Here is a 21,898-nt window from a genome sequence, read left to right as displayed (position 1 = left end):
GTTTTCCGCAGCATCATGCTGCGGCCTCATTGAAGTTGTAAGAGAAAGGCCGCGGTTTTTGGGTTGAGAAGCCGATGTTCGGCGTCGGCACGGCGGGTCTGATGGTGCCGGTTCAGGTGGTGAGCTTGCGGTAGATGTCCGAGACTTTTGTGGGCAGCTTGCGGACCTCGTCGATTACGGTGTAGTTCACGGCTCCGTACATGTGGGGCAGATATTCGCGGGCCTCGGTGTCGATGGTGATGCAGTAGGGGTGGATGCCCTGGCGCTTGGCCTCGATCAGCGCCATGCGGGTGTCTTCGATGCCGTATTCGCCGCGGTAACCGTCCAGGTCGTCGGGCTTTCCGTCGGATAGGGTGATCAACAGCTTGGTGCGGGCATCGATCTGTTGCAGCAAGTGGGTGAGGTGGCGGATGACGACGCCCATGCGGGTGTAGTCCTGGGGTTTGATCCCACTGATGCGCCCCTGTACCTCCGCGCCGTAGCGCTCGTCGAAGCGCTTGATCCGGTACAGCTCGCAACGTTTGCGCGTCATGCCGGAAAAGCCGTAGATGGCGTAGCGGTCCCCGAGTGCCTCCAGGGCTTCGCACAGGAGGAGTAGAGATTCGCGTTCCGCGTCGTTGATCCAGCCCTTGGTGGAACCGGACATGTCCACCATAAACATCACGGCGATGTTGCGCTCGAGTTTGTGCAGCTTGGTAAACAGCCGATCGGACATCTCCAGTCCGCTGCGGGTGTCGGCGTAGGCCTCCACCAGGGCGTCGATGTCCACGTCGTCTCCGTAAGGTTGTTTTTTCAGGAGCTTGTCTTCGCCCCGCAATGTCTCGAAGGTCTTGCGCAACTGCTGTACCAAGCCCCGGTGCCGGCCCAGGGTGCGGGCAACGAAGTCGTCGTGCTGCGGGTGTACATCCAGCTCGCGGAGTACGGCCCAGTTCTTGCGGTAGTGCTGGCGTTCATAATCCCACTCGTTGTAGAGCGAGGCCCCCTCCTCGTGGTACATGCCCTTCCAGACGTCGCGCGGATCGCGTTCTTCGGTGGGCTGCCCGGCACGCCATGCGTAGGCCCCGTCCCCCGCCGGGACCAGGTAATCATCCGGCAGGTCCCCGAGGTCCTGGAGGATGGAACTCATGGTGCCCTTCACGTCGTCTGGGGGCGCCAGTGGCCGTCCGTCCAGCTCCAATTGCAGGGTAAAGCCGTCCGGGGCGGTGGAGTCGATCTCGCGCACGGCACGAAAACCGGTGGGTTCATGGTCATCGCGGGTCTCTGGACTTGCGTCTGCCGCCTGGGCGCGCTGGCGTCGCTGTTCGTCGGCAAGCCGCGCCAGGGCGGTGCGCAGGGTATCCCGGTCCCGGGCGAGGCGCGCGGTTTTTGCCGCCTCCACCCGTTCCGGAAACATCCGGCCCTGATCGCACGCCGGTGTGGGTACCGGTGCCGGGTAGAACTGGGGGAGCAAGGCATAACTGTCCTGGACCGTGGCCCCCGGGGCCTGCAAGCGCGCGGTGGCAGCGGCCAGCTCGGGTGGTGAGAGCGGTGCGCCAGCGCTTTTCCGCAGGGCTTGAACCTGACGGTGCAGGCCCGGCAGGTCCCGGGCCAGGCAGGCGTCCAGGCGCACGGTTTCCAGGGCATGGAACCAGCGCACCGCCTTGTCCGGGTCGTCATAGGACGCGCTGCGTGCCGTCAGATCCTCGCGCCAGGTCCCGTACCAGGTCTGTGCCCATTGGTGGACGGCGAGCGCCTTGTACAACTGGTAGTTGCCGTCCCGGTCGGGGAGCTGGCTGAGCCGGGCGGGCAGGAACACGGTGTCGGTGTCGGTGTAGGTTTCCGGATCCGCCTGCAGGCGCAGGGCGCGCCCGCTGAGGCCACGCACGAACGGATCGAGGACCCCGATCACCTCGTCCAGGGTCACCGCGGCGACGCGCTCTGCGGCTTGGCGCGCGTATGCCTCCACGCCGCGCAGGGCGTCGATCCCGGCGTGCAGCCCGGAGGTATCATAGATATCCACGGCGTTGAGCAGCCACGTTTCCACGGACTGCGCGTCCATGCGCTCCAGGGCGTTGGCCGCGTGGCTGGCGAACTGGTAGGCCAGCTCCGCGTTGGTGTGGGCAGTGATGCCGATCCAGCGGATCGCGAACTCCTGGCGGGCGCGGTCCAGGGTGCTGATGCGCCGTGCCGGCTCCGCTGCGGTGCGGCGCGAGGACAGCACCGGGTCCAGGTGGACATCGATGCGTTCTTCCACCTGTTCGGGGCTGAGGGACGCCGTGGCGTCCGTGGCGTTCCGGTCTTCGGCCCAGCGTACCGCGGCGGCGGTGTGCAGGATGCGCCCCTCCGGGGTGGCCATACCCAGTGGGCCGCGTGCGATGGGGCGTCCCGGGAACACTTGGCCTAGCAACTGGGCCACGCTGTCCAGAGTCCAGTCCTGGGTGTGCAACGATACCCACAGGCCGCGGGCCTCGGGGTCCAGCAGGGACGCGAGGTGCGGGAACAGTCGGGTCAGGTCCCGCTGGATGTCCCAGACGTGGTTTTCCGGGCCGCGGTGGAAGTGGGGCGGATCCAGCAGGATCAGGTGGTAACGCTCACGACGGTGGAGGGCGGTCTGCACGAAGGTGGGGATATCCGCCAGGACCCAGGTCACGCCGGGCGGATCGCCCACGTTGCGCCGTGCCAGATTCAGCCGCGCTTCGTCGCAGGCCACATTGACTACCTGGGCGCCGGCCCCCAGGGCGGCGGCGGTGGCACCTCCGGAGCCGGCGAACAGGTTCAGCACGATCGGATTCCGCACGTGGGCGGCGTTGCGCAGCCGGGTGGTGATCCACTCCCAGCACGCGGCCTGCTCGGCACGTACCCCGGTTCGCCCGCCCGCGCCTAGCACGCAGTGCAGCGCCCGGTTCCCGACTTGCACCCCCCACTCCCGGGGCAGGCCGGGCGTGCGGGGCCGCCAACGGCCGCTGGTGACGCTGCCGGTGAAGGTCCAGTCGGCGCGCCACGGCGTGTCCGCCGGGTTCCCGGTGGCGGCGGGGTGTGGCCGGTCCACCACGTAGGGGCCCAGGCGTTCCAGGACCCGGCCAGCGCCGAAGTCCAGTAACGCGTAGTCCCCCGCGGGGGTGACCAGTATGCCCTCGGGTGTGTTCATGGGGGAGCCGGTTGCGGCCGGCGCCGTCCTCCGGACGGAGGGATGATGCCGGGCGTCGGGATCAGAACTGGGACGCGCTCAACTCATTGACCGCCATGACCATCTCGGGGTCATCCGTGAGGGCCTGGGCCACTGCCGTACGGCATGCCACCACCGGATTGACACCGCAGGCGATCAGCTTTGCGGCGTGAACCAGAAGCCGGGTGCTGGCCCCCTCGTCGAGGCCGCTGCCCTTGAGATTGCGCGTCATGTGGGCGAATTTCACCAGCTTCTCTGCCGTGGCGGTATCCACGCCCGCTTCGGTGGCCACGATCTTCTGCTCCAGCTCCGGGGCTGGATAGTCGAATTCCAGGGCCACGAAGCGTTGCCGGGTGCTCTGCTTGAGGTCCTTGAGCACGCTCTGGTAACCAGGGTTGTAGGAGATGGCCAGACAAAACTCCGTGGGCGCCGCCAGCAACTCGCCGCGTTTTTCGATCGGCAGCACGCGACGGTCGTCGGCCAGCGGGTGGATCACTACCGTGGTGTCCTTACGCGCCTCCACCACCTCGTCCAAGTAGCATATTCCGCCGCTGCGCACCGCCCGGGCCAGCGGGCCGTCCACCCAGACGGTCTCACCACCGGTCACCAGATAGCGCCCCACCAAGTCCGAGGCGGTCAGGTCGTCGTGGCAGGATACGGTGATCAAAGGCCGTTTCAGGCGCCACGCCATGTACTCCATGAAGCGGGTCTTGCCGCAGCCCGTGGGACCTTTCAGGAGCAGCGGAAGCTGATTGCGGAAGGCGGCGTCGAAAACCGCGATTTCGTCCCCAACAGCCTCGTAATAAGGCTCCGTTTCAATGAAATACTCTTCCGGTTTCAGCGCCTGGGCCTGCACACCCGTACCCTCATAATTCTGCTCTGGAAGCATGACCCTACGTTACTCGCCGATACCGCGGCGGGCAACATAACCTACCTTAATAAGGTGATATAGGCCTAATCTATTCCGGCATTGGCAAATTCGATTTCTTTTCCACGGCGCCCCGGTGGCGTCGCCCGGGCGTTGGCGGTATGCTTTTCGGCTTCGAACTGACTATATAACGATTCTCGCCCCGGCGCCTGTTCCCAGGGTTGCCGTGGGCGGGGTGCGCGCGTCCCGGTGACCGACGGGACACGGTCCGGCGACAGCTTGCGCAACGGAGGATTTTCGATGGCGGTAACGGTGGCGACCGACCAGACGATTCTGGTGGTGGGCGGAGGCATCAGCGGTATGACCGCTGCCCTGGAGGCCGCGGAGTGCGGCAAGCAGGTGGTGCTGGTGGAGAAGAACCCCTCCCTTGGGGGCCGGGTCAGTCAGCTCTACAAGTATTTTCCCAAGCTTTGCTTTCCAACCTGCGGGATGGAGATCAACCTGCGCCGCGTGCGTGCAAACCGCAATCTGCGGATCATGACCCAGACCGAGCTGGTCGAGCTACAGGGCAGCGCGGGTGACTACACCGCCAGCGTGCGCATCACCCCCCGCTACGTGAACGAGCGCTGCACTGCCTGCGGCGAGTGCGCCAAGGTGGTGGAGGCGGAGTTCGACGACGAGTTCAACTACGGGATGAAGAAGCGCAAGGGTGCCTACATTCCGTTCAACATGTCCTATCCGCAGCGTTACGTTCTGGATTCGCGAATCATTGGCACCCCGGATGCGCAACGCGCGCAGTCCGCGTGCCGCTACGACGCCATCGATCTGGAACAGCAGGAGCAGGTGGTCCAGTTGAAGGTGGGCGCAGTGATCTGGGCTACCGGCTGGCGCCCCTACGACGCCGCGCGGATCCAGCCCTACGGCTACGACCGTTTCCCCAACGTGATCACCAGCGTGGAATTCGAGCGCATGATGGACCCGTTCGGGCCCACCGAGGGCAGGTTGGTACGGCCCTCGGACGGTAAACCGGCCAAGGACGTCGCCTTTATCCAGTGCGCCGGGTCGCGCGACCGTAATCACCTGAAGCATTGTTCGCGGATCTGCTGCATGGCCTCTCTGAAGCAGAGCACTTACGTGCGCGAGAAGTACGGGGATGACGCCAAGGTATCGATCTACTATATCGATATTCGGGTCATAGACCGTTTGGAGGATTTCTACAACAAGGTCAAGGCGGACAAGAACGTGCGGTTCATCAAGTCCAAGGTAGCGAATATCACCGGCGACACCGCCACCGGGAATGTCGTGCTCCACGGCGTGGATACCGAGGGCTATCATCGCTACAGCAATCCGCACGACTTGTGCGTACTGGCCGTGGGGATGGAGCCCAGCGTGGACCGGGGCAAGTTCCCAGTGGACGTGGTGGTCAACCAGAACGGCTTCATCGAGCCGGATCCCGCGAACGGCGCGATCTTCGCAGCAGGCTGTGCGTCCGACGCCTTGGACGTGAATCGTTCCGTCCAGAGCGCCACCGCCGCGGCGTTGCGCGCCATCCAGGTCGTCAACCGGGTTGCTGGAGTGGAGGGTTAGACCGTGGCCGATGCCAAGATTGGAGCTTATGTCTGCAAGGGGTGCGGCCTCGGGGATCGTCTGGATACACAGGCGTTGACCGCGATCGCGACGCGCGAGGGCAAGGCGGTGTTCGCCAAGGAGCACGACGTGCTGTGCTCCGCGGCCGGCGTGGAGATGATCCGCAAGGACATCGAGGCCGGCGAGATCGACCGGGTGGTGCTGGCGGCGTGCTCGCGTCGTTCGAAGACCGAGGCCTTCAATTTTGACACCGTGGCGGTATCCCGGTGCAACCTGCGTGAAGGCGTGATTTGGGTGCAGGCCGATACCGCGGACGCACGCGCCGCCACCCAGGAGATGGCGGACGACTACGTGCGCATGTCCTGCGCCGAGGTCAAACAGATGATCCCGCCGCGCGGCAACGAACAGGCGGAACGCAATCGCCACCTGCTGGTGGTGGGTGGCGGAATGAGCGGTTTGACCGCCGCGGTGGAGGCATCCCGCGCGGGCTATCCAGCGACCATCGTGGAGAAGAGCGGCGCGCTGGGCGGCTGGGCCGCGCGCCTTTGGAGGCGGGTGCCGGCGCGTCAACCCTATGCGGATCCCCAGGATACAGGCGTGGCGGAGCTGATCGCCGAGGTGGAGGCGGATCCCAACATCACCGTCTACCTCAACGCCACAACTACCCGTACCACGGGCGCTCCGGGACGCTTCGCCGCGGATATCACCACTGAGAGCGGCAAGACCGTTACGGAAAACTTCGGCGCCATCGTTCAGGCGAGCGGCTTCACCCCCTATGACGCGACCCGATTACCGGAGTTCGGCGTTGGGAAGAGCCCCGACGTCATGGATCAGCTCGGCCTGGAGACCCTGGCGCGGGAGGCGAACGGCAGCCCAATCAAGCGGCCCTCGGACGGCCGCGAGGTGCGCAGCGTGTTGTTCATCCAGTGTGCCGGCCAACGTAGCAACAAGCCGGGGCACTTGCCCTATTGCTCAGGACACTGCTGCAACACGTCCATCAAACAGGCGATGTATTTCAAAGACCGCAACCCGAACGTGGATGCCACCGTCCTGTACACGGATCTGCGCACACCCGGCAACGGGGAGGACTTCTATCGCAGCGGTCAGCGCAAGGGCGTGATCTTCACCAAGGGTGTGGCGAGCGTGGTCCAGCCCGCCAACGGCGCGCTGAAGGTGAAGTTCCAGGACCTGATCCTGAACCAGGAAGTCAGTATCGACGTGGATTTGGTGGTGCTCGCCACCGGCATGGTCGCCAACTCGGGTGTCGACGCGGAGGCCGCAGCCAAGCAAGAGGCATGGAAGGACGAAGGTGCCGGCACGGATGGCGCGCAGAACGCCAAGCCGGAGGCGCCGCGCTCCCAGGAAGTCTCCATCCTGAATCTGGATTACCGCCAGGGTCCGGATGTGCCGCAACTGATGCACGGGTTCCAGGATTCACATTTTATCTGTTTTCCCTACGAAACCCGGCGCACCGGAATCTACACCACCGGACCGGTACGGCGTCCCATGGATATCGCCCAGGCCCTGGAGGATGCGACCGGCGCCGCGCTCAAGGCGATACAGGCACTGGAGAATGCCGCCCAGGGGCGCGCGGCGCATCCCCGCTCCGGCGACCTCAGTTTTCCGAGTTTCCATCGCGACGGCTGCACCCAGTGCAAGCGCTGCACGGTGGAGTGCCCGTTCGGGGCCATCGACGAGGACGAGCGGCGCTACCCGCAGTTCAACGAGGCGCGGTGCCGGCGCTGCGGGACCTGCATGGGCGCCTGCCCGGTGCGGGTGATCTACTTCGAGAATTACTCGATCGACACCGTGGGCCAGCAGATCAAGGCGGTGGAGATGCCCGATGAGACCCAGGAAAAACCACGCATTCTGGTTTTGGCCTGCGAGAACGACGCCTACCCGGCGCTGGACATGGCCGCGATGCAGCGCATCCACTACAGCGCTTACGCGCGGGTGATACCGGTGCGCTGCCTCGGATCGGTCAACTCGATTTGGGTCACGGACGCCTTGAACGGCGGCTACGACGGCGTCATGCTCATGGGTTGCCAGAAGGGTGACAACTACCAGTGCCATTTCGTTAAAGGCTCGGAACTGGCCCATTATCGGATGAGTAAGGTCTACGACACGCTCGAGCAGCTGCAGTTGGAGAAGGATCGCGTGGAGACCCACGAGGTGGCGATCACCGATATTCAGCGTGCTCCCCAACTGATCGAGGCGATGGCGGAGACCGTGAAGCGGGTTGGTCTGAGCCCGTTCAAGTTCTAGGGCCTGAGGAGACGTAGCGATGAGCGATCTCAATACCGTAATGGTCGAGAAGTACCGCAACGACTTCCTCAAAGAAGTGGAAGCGAACGTCGAGGAAGGCAAGTGGGTAAAGATGTGCATGCAATGCGGCGTCTGCTCCGGCTCCTGTCCCCTGGGCCCGTTCTGGGAACACCCCCCGCAGGAGGTGTTTATGATGATCCGGGCCGGGAAACGCGACGAGATTCTGAAATCCGAATCGATGTGGATGTGCACTTCCTGTTACAACTGCATCGTGCGTTGCCCACGGGAGCTGCCCATCACCCACATCATGCACGGCCTCGCTCACTACGCGGAACGCCTCGGTCTGGCGCCGAAACAGAACCCCACGCGCAAGTTCGCGTTGATGTTCTGGGACAACTTGGCCAAGGCCGGGCGGGTAAACGAGCCCATATTGGGAATCAAGCTGTATTTCATGAACGGTTTCAAGCAGGGTATTCAGACCGCCCTTAAAATGGCGCCGGTGGGTCTCGGTATGCTCAGAACCAAGCGGTTCAATGTGCTCGCCCTGTTGTTCCACAAGGGCTGCAAGGGCAAGCAGGACATCCATAAAATCCTTCGCAAGGCGCGCGAGATCGAACTCGCCAAAGCAGCCAAATTCGGCGGCTGAGGAGACAGGTATCATGGCCAAAAAACAGTACATGTTCTATCCCGGCTGTTCGGCTGAGAAGCTGGCGTCTGCGTCGAACTACGAAGTTTCGGTGCAGGCGATGTGCGATGTGCTGGACATCCAGCTCAACGAGATCCCGGACTGGAACTGCTGCGGTGCGTCCATCGGCTACGCCGGTGGTGGCGAGCTGCCCAGGCTGGCGCTCAACGCGCGCAATCTGGCGCTGGCCGAGCAGGACCATCCGGACCAGGATATCGTGGCTACTTGCGCGGCCTGTTGGTTGTCCGCGCGCGAGACCAAGGAACGCTTGGAGGACAACGACGCGCTGATGCGGGAGACCAACGAGGCGCTCGGCGAGGCCGGCCTCAAATATCAGGCCAAGCAGCGGATCCGCCACATGGTGGAGGTGCTGGTCGAGGATATCGGTTATGAGGAGCTGGGACGTCACGTTAAGAAGCCGCTGAGCGGTCTCAAGATCGCCGGATATGTGGGTTGTCAGACCAACCGACCCTTCGGTATCGAAGGGGAGTCCTTCGAGAACCCCAAATATCTGGACAAGATGGTGGAGACCATGGGGGCCGAGGCGGTGGAGAAGTACGACAAAAAGGTGTCCTGCTGTGGCGGTGCCTTGGCATTTTCGGAGCCCGAAAAGAGCCAAGCCCTGATCAAGGACATCATCGAGGCGGCCTACGACGGTGGCGCCGAGATGATCGTGACCCCGTGTCCGGTATGCCAGATGAACGTGGAGGTCTACCAGGGCCAGATCAACAAGAAGTACCGCACCAAGTTCAACATGCCGGTGGTCTATTACAGCCAGCTCATGGGGGTTGCCTACGGCAAGAGCTCCAAGGAAGTGGGGCTGAATGGACAGGTCATCCGCGCCAAGCGGCTTGAGGAACTGGCGGACCGGAAATGACCCCCTCCCGGCGGCGCTCCGGTCGCCGCCGGTCATGCTCCCGGGCGTCCTGCCCCGGGGTCCGGCCGGGATCTCCGTCCGGCGCTACTCCAACGCGGGTTCAAGCGCGCTGATCCCATGCCGCTTGCAGGGTGCGGGTCGCCGTTGCCCGGGCCTTGGTCCGCCCGCCCGTGTCAATACACATATAAATAATATGGTTTTAGGCGACCCGCACGTACTGGGGGGCTGAGGTTTAAGCTTTTGGGGGCCCACGCCGATATTGAGGGCTGGGACCATGAGGGAGTGGAGCGATGATGAACACCATCAAGCGATTGCTGGTCGCCTTGCTGTTCTCCGGGGTGGCCGTTTGGCCGGCCGGCACGGCTTGGGCCACAGCAGAGCCAACCCCGGGCGTACAGCCAGGCGCCAACGCGGCCCCGGCAGTGCAGGCCGCGGACACGGCGGTTCGGAAAGGGGAGCTGCTCTGGGTGGGTTGCGGCATCAGCAAGAAGGCTTATATGACAGACTTGGCCGCCGCGTTTGCCGTGAAGACCGGGATCCATATCAAGGTGGAAGGGGGTGGTGCCACCCGCGGGATCCGTGACGTAGCGGCGGGCAAGGCCGACATGGGTGGATCATGCCGGTTCATTATCCAGGGCAACCCTGAAGAGGACTCCGATGTCCTCAAGCCCATCGCCTGGGACGCCTTGGTGGTCATGGTGCACAAAGGCAACCCGGTAAAGAACATCACCCTGGATCAGATCCGGGGCGTCTATCTGGGCAAAATCACCAACTGGAAGGAGCTCGGCGGGAACGACCAGCCAATCCATCTGTTCGTGCGCCAGGGCAAGATCTCCGGCGTTGGCCGGGCCATCCGCAAGCTGGTGTTTGCCAACTATGATCAGGATTTCGTGGCCTACAAGGTCTTCAAATCTTCGGGTCCTTTGGAGAAGGCCGTGGAAACGGATCCAGACGCGTTCGCCATCAGTGGGATCAGCAGCGCTCGTAAGCGGAACGCCGATCTCCTGACCCTGAATGGCAAGTCTCCGTCCTACGAGAACATCCGGGACGGTAAATACGCCCTGTACCGGCCACTGTATCTGGTGACGAACCCCGATGCGCCCCACAAGGCGGAGGTAAAGAAGTTCATCCAGTTTGCCTACAGCCCGGAAGGCCGGGCCATCATCCGCAGGAACGGGGTGGTGCCCTACCTGGATGCCTTGCAGTTGGTAATGAAGCAGGTGGCACAGGATCAGCAGGCCCGCGCCATGGGCCTGTACCGGCACTGAGTCAGACGGTTTTTTCGTGATCCACGACCCCCGCTACGGCGGGGGTCTTCGTTTGTGAGTGCGGGTAACCGTGTTGTCGAATCAGTTGTCGTTCTGGGGACCGTCATAGCGGGGGTCGTACTCGCCTTGGCGCGCGACTTCGCCCTGGCGGTGCTGTTGGATCTGTTCGCGGCGCTGCTCCAGGCGCCGTTCCCGGGCCCCTTGCCGGAGCGGGATCTGCTGTTCGCCAAACAGTACCTGTTTCAGGAAGCGCAGCGCGAAGCGCAGCAGGGACTCATCATCACTGCGCAAGCTGTTCTGGGTGGCGGAATCCAGGTCGAAGACCTCCTGGAAACCCGCGTTGAACACGAACTCGCGGAACCCGTCCAGGTCGTAGCTTGCCAAGTGGAAGAGCTGAATGCTGCGTTCCGAGGGCTTGCCCACGGTGGGACCGCTGGAGCGCTTCTTGAGGATGATATCGCGCCAATCCCGGTTCATCTCGTCATAGATCTCGACCCCCTGTTCGTGCCGGTACTCCTGCACCGTGACGGTCCGTGGCTCACGGTGGCCATGGCAGTGCGCCTCCTTGACCAGAAAATATAGGTCATCGACCGTCGGGGAATCCTTGCGGCGCAGACCCATGCTGCCCAATGCGTAATAACGGCATGCGGCTGGACGATCCTCGTAGACGCCACATCCCTCTTCGGTGACGAACTGGCAGGCAGGAGAGTCGTCCCGGGTGCGCAGCTTATAGCCCGGCATCCCGTGCTGGTCCATCTCGAAAGACACGGTGTGGAGGATCAGGAACTGCGATGTGGTGATCTCCAGCCGGCGCGACAGGCGCAGGATGTCATACGGGGTAAGGGTGATGTCGATGTCCATGCAACATTGGTTGAAACAATCGATCCCCTTGTGACACTGGAACTGGATCGTGTCGTTCAGCCCGAGCTGGATGGGTTCCACGGGGCCGCGAGGTGGATTCTGCACCAGTGTCTTCACATCTTTCATGGACGGTACCTCTTCAGGAAAAGAAAGGCCGGACGCCCCAAGTAGGGACGCCCGGCCTGTCGTACTGCAGGACTTAACGGTGTCGTTCGAAACAACTCACCACTATTTGATGAGCTGCACGTAGGGCACCTTGCGGAACGTCCACCCACCGGTTTTCCGGTCGTACTTGGAGTTCACGAAGACCCTCCAATTGTCATCGTCCAGGTCCAGGAAGTCGGCGCGGTAGTAGTAGCCAGGATACCGGGTCTCTTCGCGGAACTGGATATGCCGCATGTGGGCCTCTGCCGCGATGATGCGATGGTAGTTCTCCCATGCACGCAGGAGCTCATGCAGGTCCTTGGCGCGCATCTTCAGGGAGTCTTCCTTGAGCATCTGCAGCTTGCGTTCCGCGATGCCCAGCATCCTCGCGTTGGTCTGGTACCAGGTGGATACTCCAGCCACGTACTCGTCCATGATCTTCTGCAGACGGAACTGCAGCATCTTGGGCGTGATGTAGTGAGGGTTGATGTCCTCTGCCGTGGTGTAGTCCTTGTGCTCCAGATAGGTCTTCACCGGCTGGTAGATCTGTTCCACCAGTTCGGATACCGGGGTATCCAGTTCCGGCTTCCAACTCTTGTTGTCGCGCACGAACTGAACCATGGCCTTGGCCGACAGCCGCCCTTCGGTGAACGACCCGGAAGAGAACTTGTGACCCGAAGCGCCGACCCCGTCACCGGCGGTGAACAGCCCCTTGACGGTGGTCATGCCCCGGTAACCCCAGCTCCAATCCTTGGGGACGCCCGGAAGGTCGGAGGGCCCGGAGACCCAGATACCCGCGCAACCCGCATGCGAACCCAGCAGGTAGGGTTCGGTGGGCATCAGCTCGGACATCTCCTTGTCGGGCTCGATGTTCTCACCCGCCCATACGCCGCACTGGCCAATGGTCATGTCCAGGAAGTCTTCCCAGGCCTCCGCCTCCAGGTGCTTGATCTCCTTGGGCGTCATGGTCTCGGCGAGCTTTGCCAGCGCCGTCGGGGTATCCATGAGGATGGGACCGCGGCCCTCGCGCATCTCATGCATCATGAGATGGTTGCGCAGGCAGGTGCCCATCACATGGCCCTTGGCGTGGTTGCCATAGTTGTGCTGCTTGAGCATGTCGGCGTTCTTGGTCTGGTAGTCCTCGCCAGCACCGTTCTGGGCCTTGGCTTTGAACAGCAGGAACCATGCACCGACCGGGCCGTAGCCGTCCTTGAACCGCGTCGGCACGAAGCGGTTTTCCATCATGGTCAATTCGGCACCCACTTCCGCGGCCATCGCGTAGGTGGAACCAGCGTTCCACACCGGATACCAGGCGCGCCCGGTGCCCTCGCCGACGGAGCGCGGACGGAACACGTTCACCGCACCACCGCAGACCAGCAGGCAGGCTTTGAACTTGAAGACATGCACCTTGTGGTCACGCACCGAGAAACCGACGGCGCCGGCGACCCGCTCCGGGTCCTTCTTGTCGTTGACCATCTTCACGATGAAGATGCGCTCTTCGATGTTCTCCATCCCGAGGGCCTTCTTAGCGGCCTCGGCGACGATCCACTTGTAGGATTCGCCGTTGATCATGATCTGCCACTTGCCCGAGCGCACCGGCTTCCCGCCCTCGGTCAGCTTCTTGCCCTCGTCGCCAGGCTGCTTCCAGACCGGCAGACCCCACCCCTCGAACAAATGCACCGAGGAGTCGACATGGCGGCCCACGTCGTACACCAGGTCCTCGCGGATGATACCCATCAGGTCGGTGCGCACCATGCGCACGTAATCCGACGGGTCGTTCTCACCCATGTAGGTGTTGATGGCGGAGAGCCCCTGGGCCACGGCGCCGGAGCGCGACATGGCGGCTTTGTCCACCAGCTTGATCTTCATGTCGCTGTCGGCCCACTGCCCGATCTCTACCGCAGTTCCGCACGCGGCCATGCCACCGCCGATGATGAGGATGTCCACTTCCTCCTCGACGATCTCAGGATTCCCAAACGCGTATTCGGCCATTGCTCGTTACCCTCTGGATCTTTCAGTAGTATGCTGCTTTTCCCAGTGCCACCACGGTCTCCCCAGCCTCTCCGGGGAAAGTGTTGCACGGTCGTTTTCAGCCGTTGACGAACTGGCTCATGTCGCAGGCGTGCAAGTCGTGGTCGAACAGCACATGTGGATTGCCGATCTCGCTGCCGTTCGGCTTGCCCTTGCCGGCGGTCGGGTCCGCAGAGCCTTCCGGCGTGGTGCGGATCGGGAATTTGAAGCGCTTCATGGTGCCGTTGCGGAATTTGATGGTCCACATGATGGAATCGGTTCCGCGCAGCGGCTGTACGGATGCGCCCAGCGGGACGATGTCCGCGTAGTGCCGGCACTCGATGGCCTGCTGCGGGCAGATCTTCACACACGAATAGCATTCCCAGCACTGCTCGGGTTCCTGGTTGAACGCCTTCATCGCATGGCCGGTCATTGCCCCGTCCTTGTCGAGCAGCATCAGGTCGTGGGGGCAGATGTACATGCAAGCGGTCTTGTCCTGACCCTTGCAGCCGTCGCATTTGTCGGTGCGGACGAAAGTAGGCATGGTTCTATCTCCACCTTGCGGTTCACTGCAGTTTAAAATATCCACCGCGGGCACTGGCCCGCGGTGGTCTCCGGAGTCGTGTTACTTGGCCGAGTGACCAGTGAGCTTGATCTTGACCTTCTGATCGTCGGCGAGGCTTGAATAGTAGCCGCGCAAAATCTCCAGCACCTCGGGCCGGCTGAAATGGTCGGGGACCGTGTCGCCCTCGGACAGCGCCTTGCGTAGCTTGGTGCCGGAGAGGAGCAGCCGATCGGCGGCCTCATGGGGGCAGGTCTTCATGGAAGCCATGCCCTCGCACTTGTTGCACCAGAACGTCCAATCGATCTTCAGCGGCTTGGTTTCGAGCGCGTCCGCCGGGATCTCATCGAAGATGTGGTGGGCATCGAACGGGCCGTAGTACTCGCCGACGCCGGCGTGGTCCCGGCCGACGATCAGGTGGGAACAGCCGTAGTTCTGACGGAACAGCGCGTGCAGCAGCGCCTCCCGCGGGCCCGCGTAACGCATATCCAGCGGGTAGCCGGATTGGATCACCGTGTCCTTGACGAAATACTTGCCGATCAGCGTGGAAATGGCCTGGGTGCGGACCTCCGCCGGGATGTCGCCGGCCTTGAGCTTGCCCAGCAGGGAGTGGACCAGTACGCCGTCGCAGATCTCCACTGCGATCTTCGCCAGATATTCGTGCGAACGGTGCATGGGATTGCGGGTCTGGAACGCCGCCACCGTGCCCCAACCCTTGGCGTCGAACAATGCCCGAGTCTGCGCCGGGGTCATGTACAACTCCCCGTATTTCTCTGGAAACCCGCCCTGGGACAAAACCTTGACCGGTCCGGCCAGGTTCACGTCCCCCTGGTTCATGACCAGCTGGACGCCCGGGTGCTCCTGGTCAGTAGTCTTGAATATCGTCTTGCACTCGTGGGCCTTGTCGATGGTGTACTTCTCGGTCACCTTCATGGTGGCCAGGATCTCATCGCGCTCGGCGTCGAACAGCGCTACTTCGGCACCGGCCTTAACGCCGTCCGCGGTCGCCTTGTCAGCGGACAGCGTAATCGGGATTGGCCAGAAGACCCCGGTGGTCAGTCGCATTTCATCGCAGACACCGGCCCAATCGGCACGGCCCATGAAGCCGTCCAGCGGTGTGAAGCCGCCGATCCCCAGCATGATCAGATCGCCCGCCTCACGCGAGGTGATGGGGATCTTTGGGAGACTGGCCGCGCGCTTCCGTTCCTCCTGAAGGGCGCCACCGGTGAGCAGCAGGGGTTTCAGGTTACTTCCGCCGTGCGGTTTGACTAGCCTCGACATGACGCTCCTTCACCTTGAAATTAAGAGGTTGCACCGAATCTCGCGCGCGCCCCGGGACATGGCCGGACACGCTTTTGGGAGAGCCGTATAAGGTAATGAACTCGCGCCTGAAAAGCCAACCAAAGTTCTTTTTCAGGGCCATAAGGACGCTTTATTCGGTCCTTCCGGGCGCCTAGGCGTCGGTCGGACTTAGGACTGATCTACTGCGCTGGTGGGAGAGCGGTCCATTTTTCCGATCCTTTTCGTTAAATAGCTACGGCTATTCTCCTCAAACGATCGAAAAACTGTCCTCACTTTCCCACCTTGCTCGCTACGATCGCCTAAGTCCGACCGACGCCTAGTACGGTTTTTCGGCCCGGGTCCGGGTGGAGGCAGGCCTGTTATTCGCGCTCCGGTATCTCTGTGGGCGGACCGGGCGTGGGTCAGCGGCGCCGTTCGTTCCCGCGACGGGTCACCTTGCGCCGGCAACTCAGGCAACGGGTATGGTCTTCACGGCGCTCTAGAAGCCGGCGTTCGCCGGCCCCGCGCCGCTCTACCGCCAGGCGTATCACCTCGGGACCCGCGCCGCGGGCCAACCCCGCCCGCAGGGATCCGGGCGCTGTCCCGGGGACCCGCAACCGCACATCAAAACGTACCTCGCGCGCCATAAACGCCCCCCTGGGCGGTTCCCTGTCCGCCCCTCTGGAGGGCGGGGAACCGCGGTCCCATAACGCTACACTATTCACTATAAGGTTGGATTGGGCCCGGCGCCAACCCTCCCCGCCCGCCGCGGCCGGCGCGCGCAACACCCGCGGGGACCGGGGGGACTTCCTGAGCCCCCGTGCAGTACCGCGGCGATGTCCGCGCGGCCCATTCCCGGTGACCCACGCGCGGAATCGGACTCTAATCGTCCCAAGTGATCGCAAGACGGCCGCCGATCACCCGCGCAACTGTGGTGCTACATGCGGATTGTTGGGACAGGGTCTTAGCGGATCCAGACGGTCTTTACGTTCACGAATTCCCGCAGCCCGTGGTGGGACAGCTCGCGCCCATAACCGGAGTTTTTGACGCCCCCGAAGGGCAGGCGCGGGTCGCTCTTGACGATCCCATTGACGAACGCCGCCCCGGATTCCAACTGCCGTGCCAGCCGCTCGCCACGGGCGGCATCCCGGGTCCAGACACTGCCCCCCAGACCAAACGGGGAATCGTTGGCGATCGCCAGCGCCTGGGTCGCGTCCCGGGCCCGGATCACGATGGCCACGGGCCCGAACAGCTCCTCCCGGTAGGCCCGGATCCCGGGGCCCACCCGGTCCAGGATCGAGGGCTGGTAGAAGGCGCCGGGGCCCGGGCCGGGCATGCACCCGGTGATGCCCGTGGCCCCCTGTTGCAGGCTGTCCAACACTTGGTGGTGGAGTTCATCCCGGAGGTCGTGGCGTGCCATGGGGGCCAGGGTGGTCTTCTCGTCCAGGGGATCGCCCGGATTCAGGGCCTCCACCTGGGCCTTGAAGCAGCGTACGAACTCATCGGCGATCGTCTCTACCACGATGAACCGTTTGGCGGCGATGCAGCTCTGCCCGCAGTTGAGAAACCGGGAGATCACCGCACTGCGGACGGTCGTCTCCAGGTCCGCGTCCTCCAGAACCACGAAGGCGTCTGAGCCACCCAGTTCGAGGACGCTCTTCTTGAGGTGGCGGCCCGCCTCCTGGGCCACCTGACGGCCCGCAGGCTCGCTGCCGGTGAGGGTCACCGCCCGTACCCGGGGATCGCCGATGAGCCGGCTCACGGTGGCGGCGGGGACCAACAGGGTGCGGAACACACCCGCCGGTACGCCGGCGTCCCGGAACACCGCCTCGATGGCCAGCGCGCATTGGGGAACGTTGGAGGCGTGTTTGAGCAGCCCGGTGTTGCCGGCGGCCAGCGCGGGGGCCGCGAACCGGAACACCTGCCAGAACGGAAAATTCCACGGCATGATGGCGAGCACTGTCCCCAGGGGCTGGTAGGCCACGTAACTTTTTCCGGCGTCGGTCTCCACTGGTTCGTCCGCCACGAAGCCGGCGGCCGCATCCGCGTAGTAGTCGCAGACCCAGGCGCATTTCTCCACTTCGGCCCGCGCCTCCCCGATGAGTTTGCCCATCTCCAGGGTCATGGTGCGGGCCAGCGTCTCGCGCCGCTCGGTGAGGATCGCGGCGGCGCGGCGCAGCGTGTCACAGCGCTCGTTCAGCGGCGTGGCAGCCCAGCGCGGCGCCGCTTCCGCTGCCTCGGACAGCGCGCGTTCCACGCGCCCCTCGTCCCAGAGGTCGAACGTCTTCAGGGTGCTCCCATCCAGCGGGTTGATCGATTTCATCGCTGCCATGTTGCATTTACCTCACGGCCGGTTGCCTATGGAGTATAACGGTTACGGCTCCTTGTGCCGCGCCCGTGCCGGGATACCGGGGGCCCTGTTGAGGGGTACTGCCCGCGCGCTTGACCGGGGTTAGTGACCCCGCCACTATGCGGTTCCAAGCGGCGCGGCACGCCGACGGTGGACGATAGGGATGAAATTCAAACGGATCGGCTTGCTGGGGGGCACCGGCTTCGTGGGCCGGCACTTGGCCGCGCGGCTGGTGGAAAAGGGGTACCACGTGCGCGTGCTCAGTCGCGACCCGGAGCGTCACCGCGGCCTCAAGGTGTTGCCGACTCTGGAACTGATGGCGGCCGACGTGCGTGATCCCACTGCGTTGTGCCGCGGGTTCGTAGGTTGTGACGCGGCGATCAACCTGGTCGGAATTCTCAACGAAGGGCGCCGCGGGCGGGGCTTCCAGGCCGTGCATGTGGACTTGCCCCGCAAGGTGCTGGACGCCTGCGGCGCGGCCGGCGTCCGGCGGCTGCTGCATATGAGTGCCCTCAATGCTGATCCGAGTCGTGGGCCCAGCCATTACCTGCGCAGTAAGGGGGAGGGAGAGGACCTTACCCACCTGGCGGCCGGACAAGGTCTGCAGGTCACCAGTTTCCGCCCGTCGGTGATCTTTGGGCCCGACGACGGTTTTTTGAATCGCTTCGCGGCGCTTTTGGAGTGGGCGCCCGGGGTGTTTCCGCTGGCCTGTCCCAACGCGCGCTTCGCGCCGGTGTACATCGGCGATGTGGTGGACGCCATGACGATCGCGTTGGAGGACCGCGCCAGCGTGGGCCGGCGCTACGAGCTCTGCGGTCCCCATGGGTACACCCTGCACCAACTGGTGGCGTATGTGGCGCGGCTGCGCGGACTGCGCCGCCGGGTGGTGGACCTGGGCGATTGGCCCTCCCGGCTCCAGGCCCGGGTATTGGAACGGATGCCCGGCAAACCTTTCTCTTATGATAATTACCTGTCTCTGCAGGCGGACAGCGTCTGCCGCGAGGATGGCTTGGCGAGCCTGGGGATTGAGCCTACACCCCTGGAGGCCGTGGCGCCGGCATACCTGCGCCGGCACGTCGCGGCACGCTGACCGGTACCGGCCCGGGCGCCTGCCCCGGATTCGTCGGCTCAGTGGTGGCCAGCGCACCGGGCGTTCCGTGGGCCTCCGGGGCATGCGCGCCGTCCCGGGCGCCGCGGCGTTGCGACGGTTCGCCGCTGGCGATCGCCGCCAGCACTTGGTGCCGTTCACGCTTGGGCAGTCGTCCCAGGGCCCGGGCGGTACGGTAGAAGGCCGCGAAATCGCCGTGCTCCCGCGCCAACAGGATGTGGAAGGCAGGGACGTATTCCTGGTAGGTCTCCAAGGCGGCGAGCTTGGCGTTGTTGAGGTCGTGGGCGAACCCGGCGGCGTCGGCCGGGGTTCCCCCCCAAGACGTTTCCAAGGCGCGGTACTCGCTCACCAGCGCGTCGAACAGGCGCGCCTTGGCCACCCCTTTGGCTGCCGCCGGTTGCGCGCTGGCGTAGAGACGGACCAGGCGCTGGCGGGTTGCGCGGATCAGCCTGAACAAGGTGGCCTGACGCTGGCGCCGGATTCGGTACGCAGCGCGTTCCGCGGGGGTCCCATGGTGTTCCAGCCAGCGGTCGACCCCCGCCTCTTGAACCGCCACCGCGAAGGATTCGTCGAAACGGCTGTCGCCGGCGATGAATAGTTCCTGGTGCGCGAGCTCGTGGAAGATCAGTCCGGCCAGTTGGTCCGCGGGCCAGTCGATCACGGTGCTGAGCACCGGGTCGGAGAACCAGCCCAGGGTGGAATAGGCCGGCACCCCGCCCACGTAGACGTCGTAGCCCACGCGCCGCAAGTGCCCGGCCAGTGTCGTGGCGCCCGCGTGCTGGAAGTAACCCCGGTACACCGCGCAGCCGATGACCGGATAGCACCATTGGATGGGTTGCAGGGAGAAGGCCGGCGCGGCGAATACCACCCAGCTCACATAGGGTCGGTGCAAGGCCACGTAGCTGCGGTAACTGCCATTGTCCGGCAGCTTCAGCGCGCGGCTCGCGAAATTCCGGATCGATAGCACCAGTGCCAGCCGGGTCTTGAGCGCCGCCGGGGTATCCGGTGCGTGCAACAGGCGCTCGATGGACTCGCGCTGCGCCATCAGCCGGATCTGTCCGTGCACGGCTTGGGTGTAGTAGGACAGGGTAGCGCATCCGGAGGACGCCGCGCCCAGCAGGACGGCGGCAAGCAGGCGCAGCCGACGGTGCATCATGGTTGGTGAACCTTACCACGTACCGCTACCATTGGCCCATGGAGATCTATCTGGTAGGTGGTGCGGTACGCGACCGGCTCTTGGGGCTCCCGGTGGCGGAACGCGATTGGGTGGTGGTGGGCGCTACGCCCCAGGAGCTGCGCACCCAGGGTTTCCGTCAGGTGGGCCGGGACTTCCCGGTGTTCCTGCACCCGCAGACCGGCGAGGAATACGCCCTGGCGCGTACCGAGCGCAAGACCGCGCCCGGCTACCACGGTTTTGCGATGCACGCGGAACCCGACGTGACCCTGGAGCAGGACCTGCAGCGCCGGGATCTCACCATCAACGCCATCGCGCAGACCCCCGACGGTGTCCTCATCGACCCCTGGGGCGGGCGCACGGACCTGGAGCAGCGGTGCCTGCGGCATGTGTCCCCGGCGTTCGTGGAAGACCCGGTGCGGATCCTGCGAGTGGCGCGCTTCGCGGCGCGTTTCGCGGATCTCGGCTTCCAGGTGGCGCCGGAGACGCAAGAACTGATGTCCGCGATGGTGCGCAGCGGCGAGGTGGATGCCCTGGTTCCGGAACGGGTGTGGTCGGAACTGGAGCGCGCCCTGGGGGCGGCACGGCCATCCCGGTTCTTTGAGGTCCTGCGCAGTTGCGGCGCCCTGGAACGGTTATTTCCCGAGCTTGAGCGGCTGTTTGGTGTGCCCCAACCGGCGCGCTACCACCCGGAGGTGGACACCGGGGTGCACGTGTGGCTGGTGGTGGACATGGCGGCGCGCCTGAGTCCGGACTTACGGGTGCGCTTCGCGGCCTTGACCCATGACCTCGGCAAGGGCACCACCCCGCCGGAACAATGGCCGAGCCATCGTGGCCACGAAGAGCGCAGCGTCGCGCTGGTGGAGGATCTGTGCCGGCGCTACCGCGTCCCCAATGAGTACCGCGAGCTGGCGGTGCTGGTGGCGCGTTATCACGGGCGTTGCCACCGGGTCGGGGAATTGCGGCCTGCCACCGTGCTGGACACGCTGGAGGCGCTGGATGCGTTCCGGCGTCCAGAACGTTTCGAGGGGTTCCTGCTGGCGTGTGAGGCGGATGCCCGCGGCCGTACCGGTCTGGAAGATCAGCCCTATCCCCAGGCCGGGCAGTTCCGCGCGTTCCGGCGCGCCGCCGCCGCGGTCGAGACCGCGGCGCTGGTGCAGCGCGGCTTGGCGGGCGCGGCCATTGCACGTGAACTGGCGCGGCTGCGGGTGCAGGCGATCGAGTCCGCGCCGGATCCTCCGGCTACCCTTCCGCCGCAGTAGCGGAGTGCTTACGCACCCGGACGCCGGCGTGAACGAACGTTACGCGCGCCGCGTACGCCCGCGCGCGACGGCAACCATACCCAGCAGGCCGGACGCGAACAACCAGGCCGCCGCCGGAACCGGCACCGGCGCCACATCCGTGGTCAGCAGATCCGTGGGCTGGGTCACCCCGGCGTTGAAATAGACCCGGTACTGGTGGTTGGGCGCGGTGGCTGCGTACCCGATGTCCGGGTGCCAGCCCAGGGAGTCCTGGGCACCCAGCAGGAACTGGTTGGAACCATACAGGGTGAACGTCTGATGGGCTTGGTTTGACAGAACCCAATTCGCGCCCGAGGCGGTGAAGGTTATGGTGGGCGGTTTCAATGACCAAGTGCAAAAAGTGCGGCATGATGCTGCCTGAAGTCGAAATCATCCGGAGTGAACAACTCGGCCGGACATTTAAAGCCCAACG

General features: G+C 64.3%; 17 protein-coding genes. 7 read left to right on the top strand and 10 right to left on the bottom strand.

Translation table 11 applies throughout. The features are described 5' to 3' along the window. Positions 1-112: 112 nt before the first annotated feature. On the bottom strand, positions 113-2,233 hold the full coding sequence (locus tag B7Z66_13110; GenBank protein ID OYV75411.1) for a hypothetical protein: 2,121 nt from the start codon (positions 2,231-2,233) through the stop codon (positions 113-115). 955 nt (positions 2,234-3,188) lie between these two features. Beyond that, positions 3,189-4,001: an AAA family ATPase gene (locus B7Z66_13105; GenBank protein ID OYV75410.1), complete on the bottom strand. Its 813-nt coding sequence runs from the start codon at positions 3,999-4,001 to the stop codon at positions 3,189-3,191. Positions 4,002-4,313: 312 nt separating this feature from the next. Here B7Z66_13105 and B7Z66_13100 point away from each other — a divergent pair, with 312 nt between their 5' ends. From B7Z66_13100 to B7Z66_13080, 5 genes are all read left to right on the top strand, one after another. After that, positions 4,314-5,600 carry a heterodisulfide reductase subunit A gene (locus tag B7Z66_13100; GenBank protein OYV75405.1) on the top strand — a complete coding sequence of 429 codons (1,287 nt, stop codon included), beginning with the start codon at positions 4,314-4,316 and terminating at the stop codon, positions 5,598-5,600. 3 nt (positions 5,601-5,603) lie between these two features. After that, positions 5,604-7,865, top strand: a complete 2,262-nt coding sequence (locus B7Z66_13095; protein OYV75404.1) for a heterodisulfide reductase — start codon at positions 5,604-5,606, stop codon at positions 7,863-7,865. Positions 7,866-7,884: 19 nt separating this feature from the next. Further along, the gene (locus B7Z66_13090) at positions 7,885-8,511 is read left to right on the top strand and encodes a heterodisulfide reductase (GenBank protein OYV75403.1); all 627 of its coding nucleotides are present in this window, start codon (positions 7,885-7,887) and stop codon (positions 8,509-8,511) included. A 13-nt stretch (positions 8,512-8,524) separates the two neighbouring features. Continuing rightward, on the top strand, positions 8,525-9,427 hold the full coding sequence (locus B7Z66_13085) for a heterodisulfide reductase (protein OYV75402.1): 903 nt from the start codon (positions 8,525-8,527) through the stop codon (positions 9,425-9,427). Positions 9,428-9,720: 293 nt separating this feature from the next. Then, positions 9,721-10,695: a hypothetical protein gene (locus B7Z66_13080; GenBank protein ID OYV75409.1), complete on the top strand. Its 975-nt coding sequence runs from the start codon at positions 9,721-9,723 to the stop codon at positions 10,693-10,695. Between the two features lie 81 nt (positions 10,696-10,776). Here B7Z66_13080 and B7Z66_13075 read toward each other — a convergent pair whose 3' ends face one another. From B7Z66_13075 to B7Z66_13050, 6 genes are all read right to left on the bottom strand, one after another. Then, a complete protein-coding gene (locus B7Z66_13075; protein ID OYV75401.1) occupies positions 10,777-11,682 on the bottom strand; it encodes a hypothetical protein in 906 nt (301 codons plus the stop codon). A 102-nt stretch (positions 11,683-11,784) separates the two neighbouring features. Beyond that, on the bottom strand, positions 11,785-13,692 hold the full coding sequence (locus tag B7Z66_13070) for an adenylyl-sulfate reductase subunit alpha (GenBank protein ID OYV75400.1): 1,908 nt from the start codon (positions 13,690-13,692) through the stop codon (positions 11,785-11,787). 97 nt (positions 13,693-13,789) lie between these two features. After that, a complete protein-coding gene (locus B7Z66_13065; protein ID OYV75399.1) occupies positions 13,790-14,254 on the bottom strand; it encodes an adenylyl-sulfate reductase subunit beta in 465 nt (154 codons plus the stop codon). An 81-nt stretch (positions 14,255-14,335) separates the two neighbouring features. Beyond that, a complete protein-coding gene (locus tag B7Z66_13060; GenBank protein OYV75398.1) occupies positions 14,336-15,553 on the bottom strand; it encodes a sulfate adenylyltransferase in 1,218 nt (405 codons plus the stop codon). 422 nt (positions 15,554-15,975) lie between these two features. Beyond that, a complete protein-coding gene (locus B7Z66_13055) occupies positions 15,976-16,200 on the bottom strand; it encodes a hypothetical protein (protein ID OYV75397.1) in 225 nt (74 codons plus the stop codon). 317 nt (positions 16,201-16,517) lie between these two features. Next, positions 16,518-17,876 (bottom strand): succinate-semialdehyde dehydrogenase, encoded by a 1,359-nt coding sequence (locus B7Z66_13050; protein OYV75408.1) that lies wholly within the window; start codon positions 17,874-17,876, stop codon positions 16,518-16,520. 190 nt (positions 17,877-18,066) lie between these two features. On the opposite strand from B7Z66_13050, the gene B7Z66_13045 reads away from it, so the two are divergent. Beyond that, positions 18,067-18,993 carry an epimerase gene (locus tag B7Z66_13045; protein ID OYV75396.1) on the top strand — a complete coding sequence of 309 codons (927 nt, stop codon included), beginning with the start codon at positions 18,067-18,069 and terminating at the stop codon, positions 18,991-18,993. Here the strand turns inward: B7Z66_13045 and B7Z66_13040 are convergent. After that, positions 18,935-20,164 (bottom strand): hypothetical protein, encoded by a 1,230-nt coding sequence (locus B7Z66_13040; GenBank protein ID OYV75407.1) that lies wholly within the window; start codon positions 20,162-20,164, stop codon positions 18,935-18,937. The genes B7Z66_13045 and B7Z66_13040 overlap by 59 nt on opposite strands. Before the next feature lie 41 nt (positions 20,165-20,205). Between B7Z66_13040 and B7Z66_13035 the strand changes: the two genes are divergently transcribed. Then, positions 20,206-21,447 carry a multifunctional CCA tRNA nucleotidyl transferase/2'3'-cyclic phosphodiesterase/2'nucleotidase/phosphatase gene (locus B7Z66_13035; GenBank protein ID OYV75406.1) on the top strand — a complete coding sequence of 414 codons (1,242 nt, stop codon included), beginning with the start codon at positions 20,206-20,208 and terminating at the stop codon, positions 21,445-21,447. A 39-nt stretch (positions 21,448-21,486) separates the two neighbouring features. On the opposite strand, the gene B7Z66_13030 is transcribed toward B7Z66_13035, so the two are convergent. Next, positions 21,487-21,810 carry a hypothetical protein gene (locus tag B7Z66_13030; protein ID OYV75395.1) on the bottom strand — a complete coding sequence of 108 codons (324 nt, stop codon included), beginning with the start codon at positions 21,808-21,810 and terminating at the stop codon, positions 21,487-21,489. Positions 21,811-21,898: the final 88 nt, after the last annotated feature.

It is taken from the genome of Chromatiales bacterium 21-64-14, assembly GCA_002255365.1.
GTDB lineage: Bacteria > Pseudomonadota > Gammaproteobacteria > 21-64-14 > 21-64-14 > 21-64-14.
This window is presented reverse-complemented; position numbering and strand designations above follow the sequence as displayed.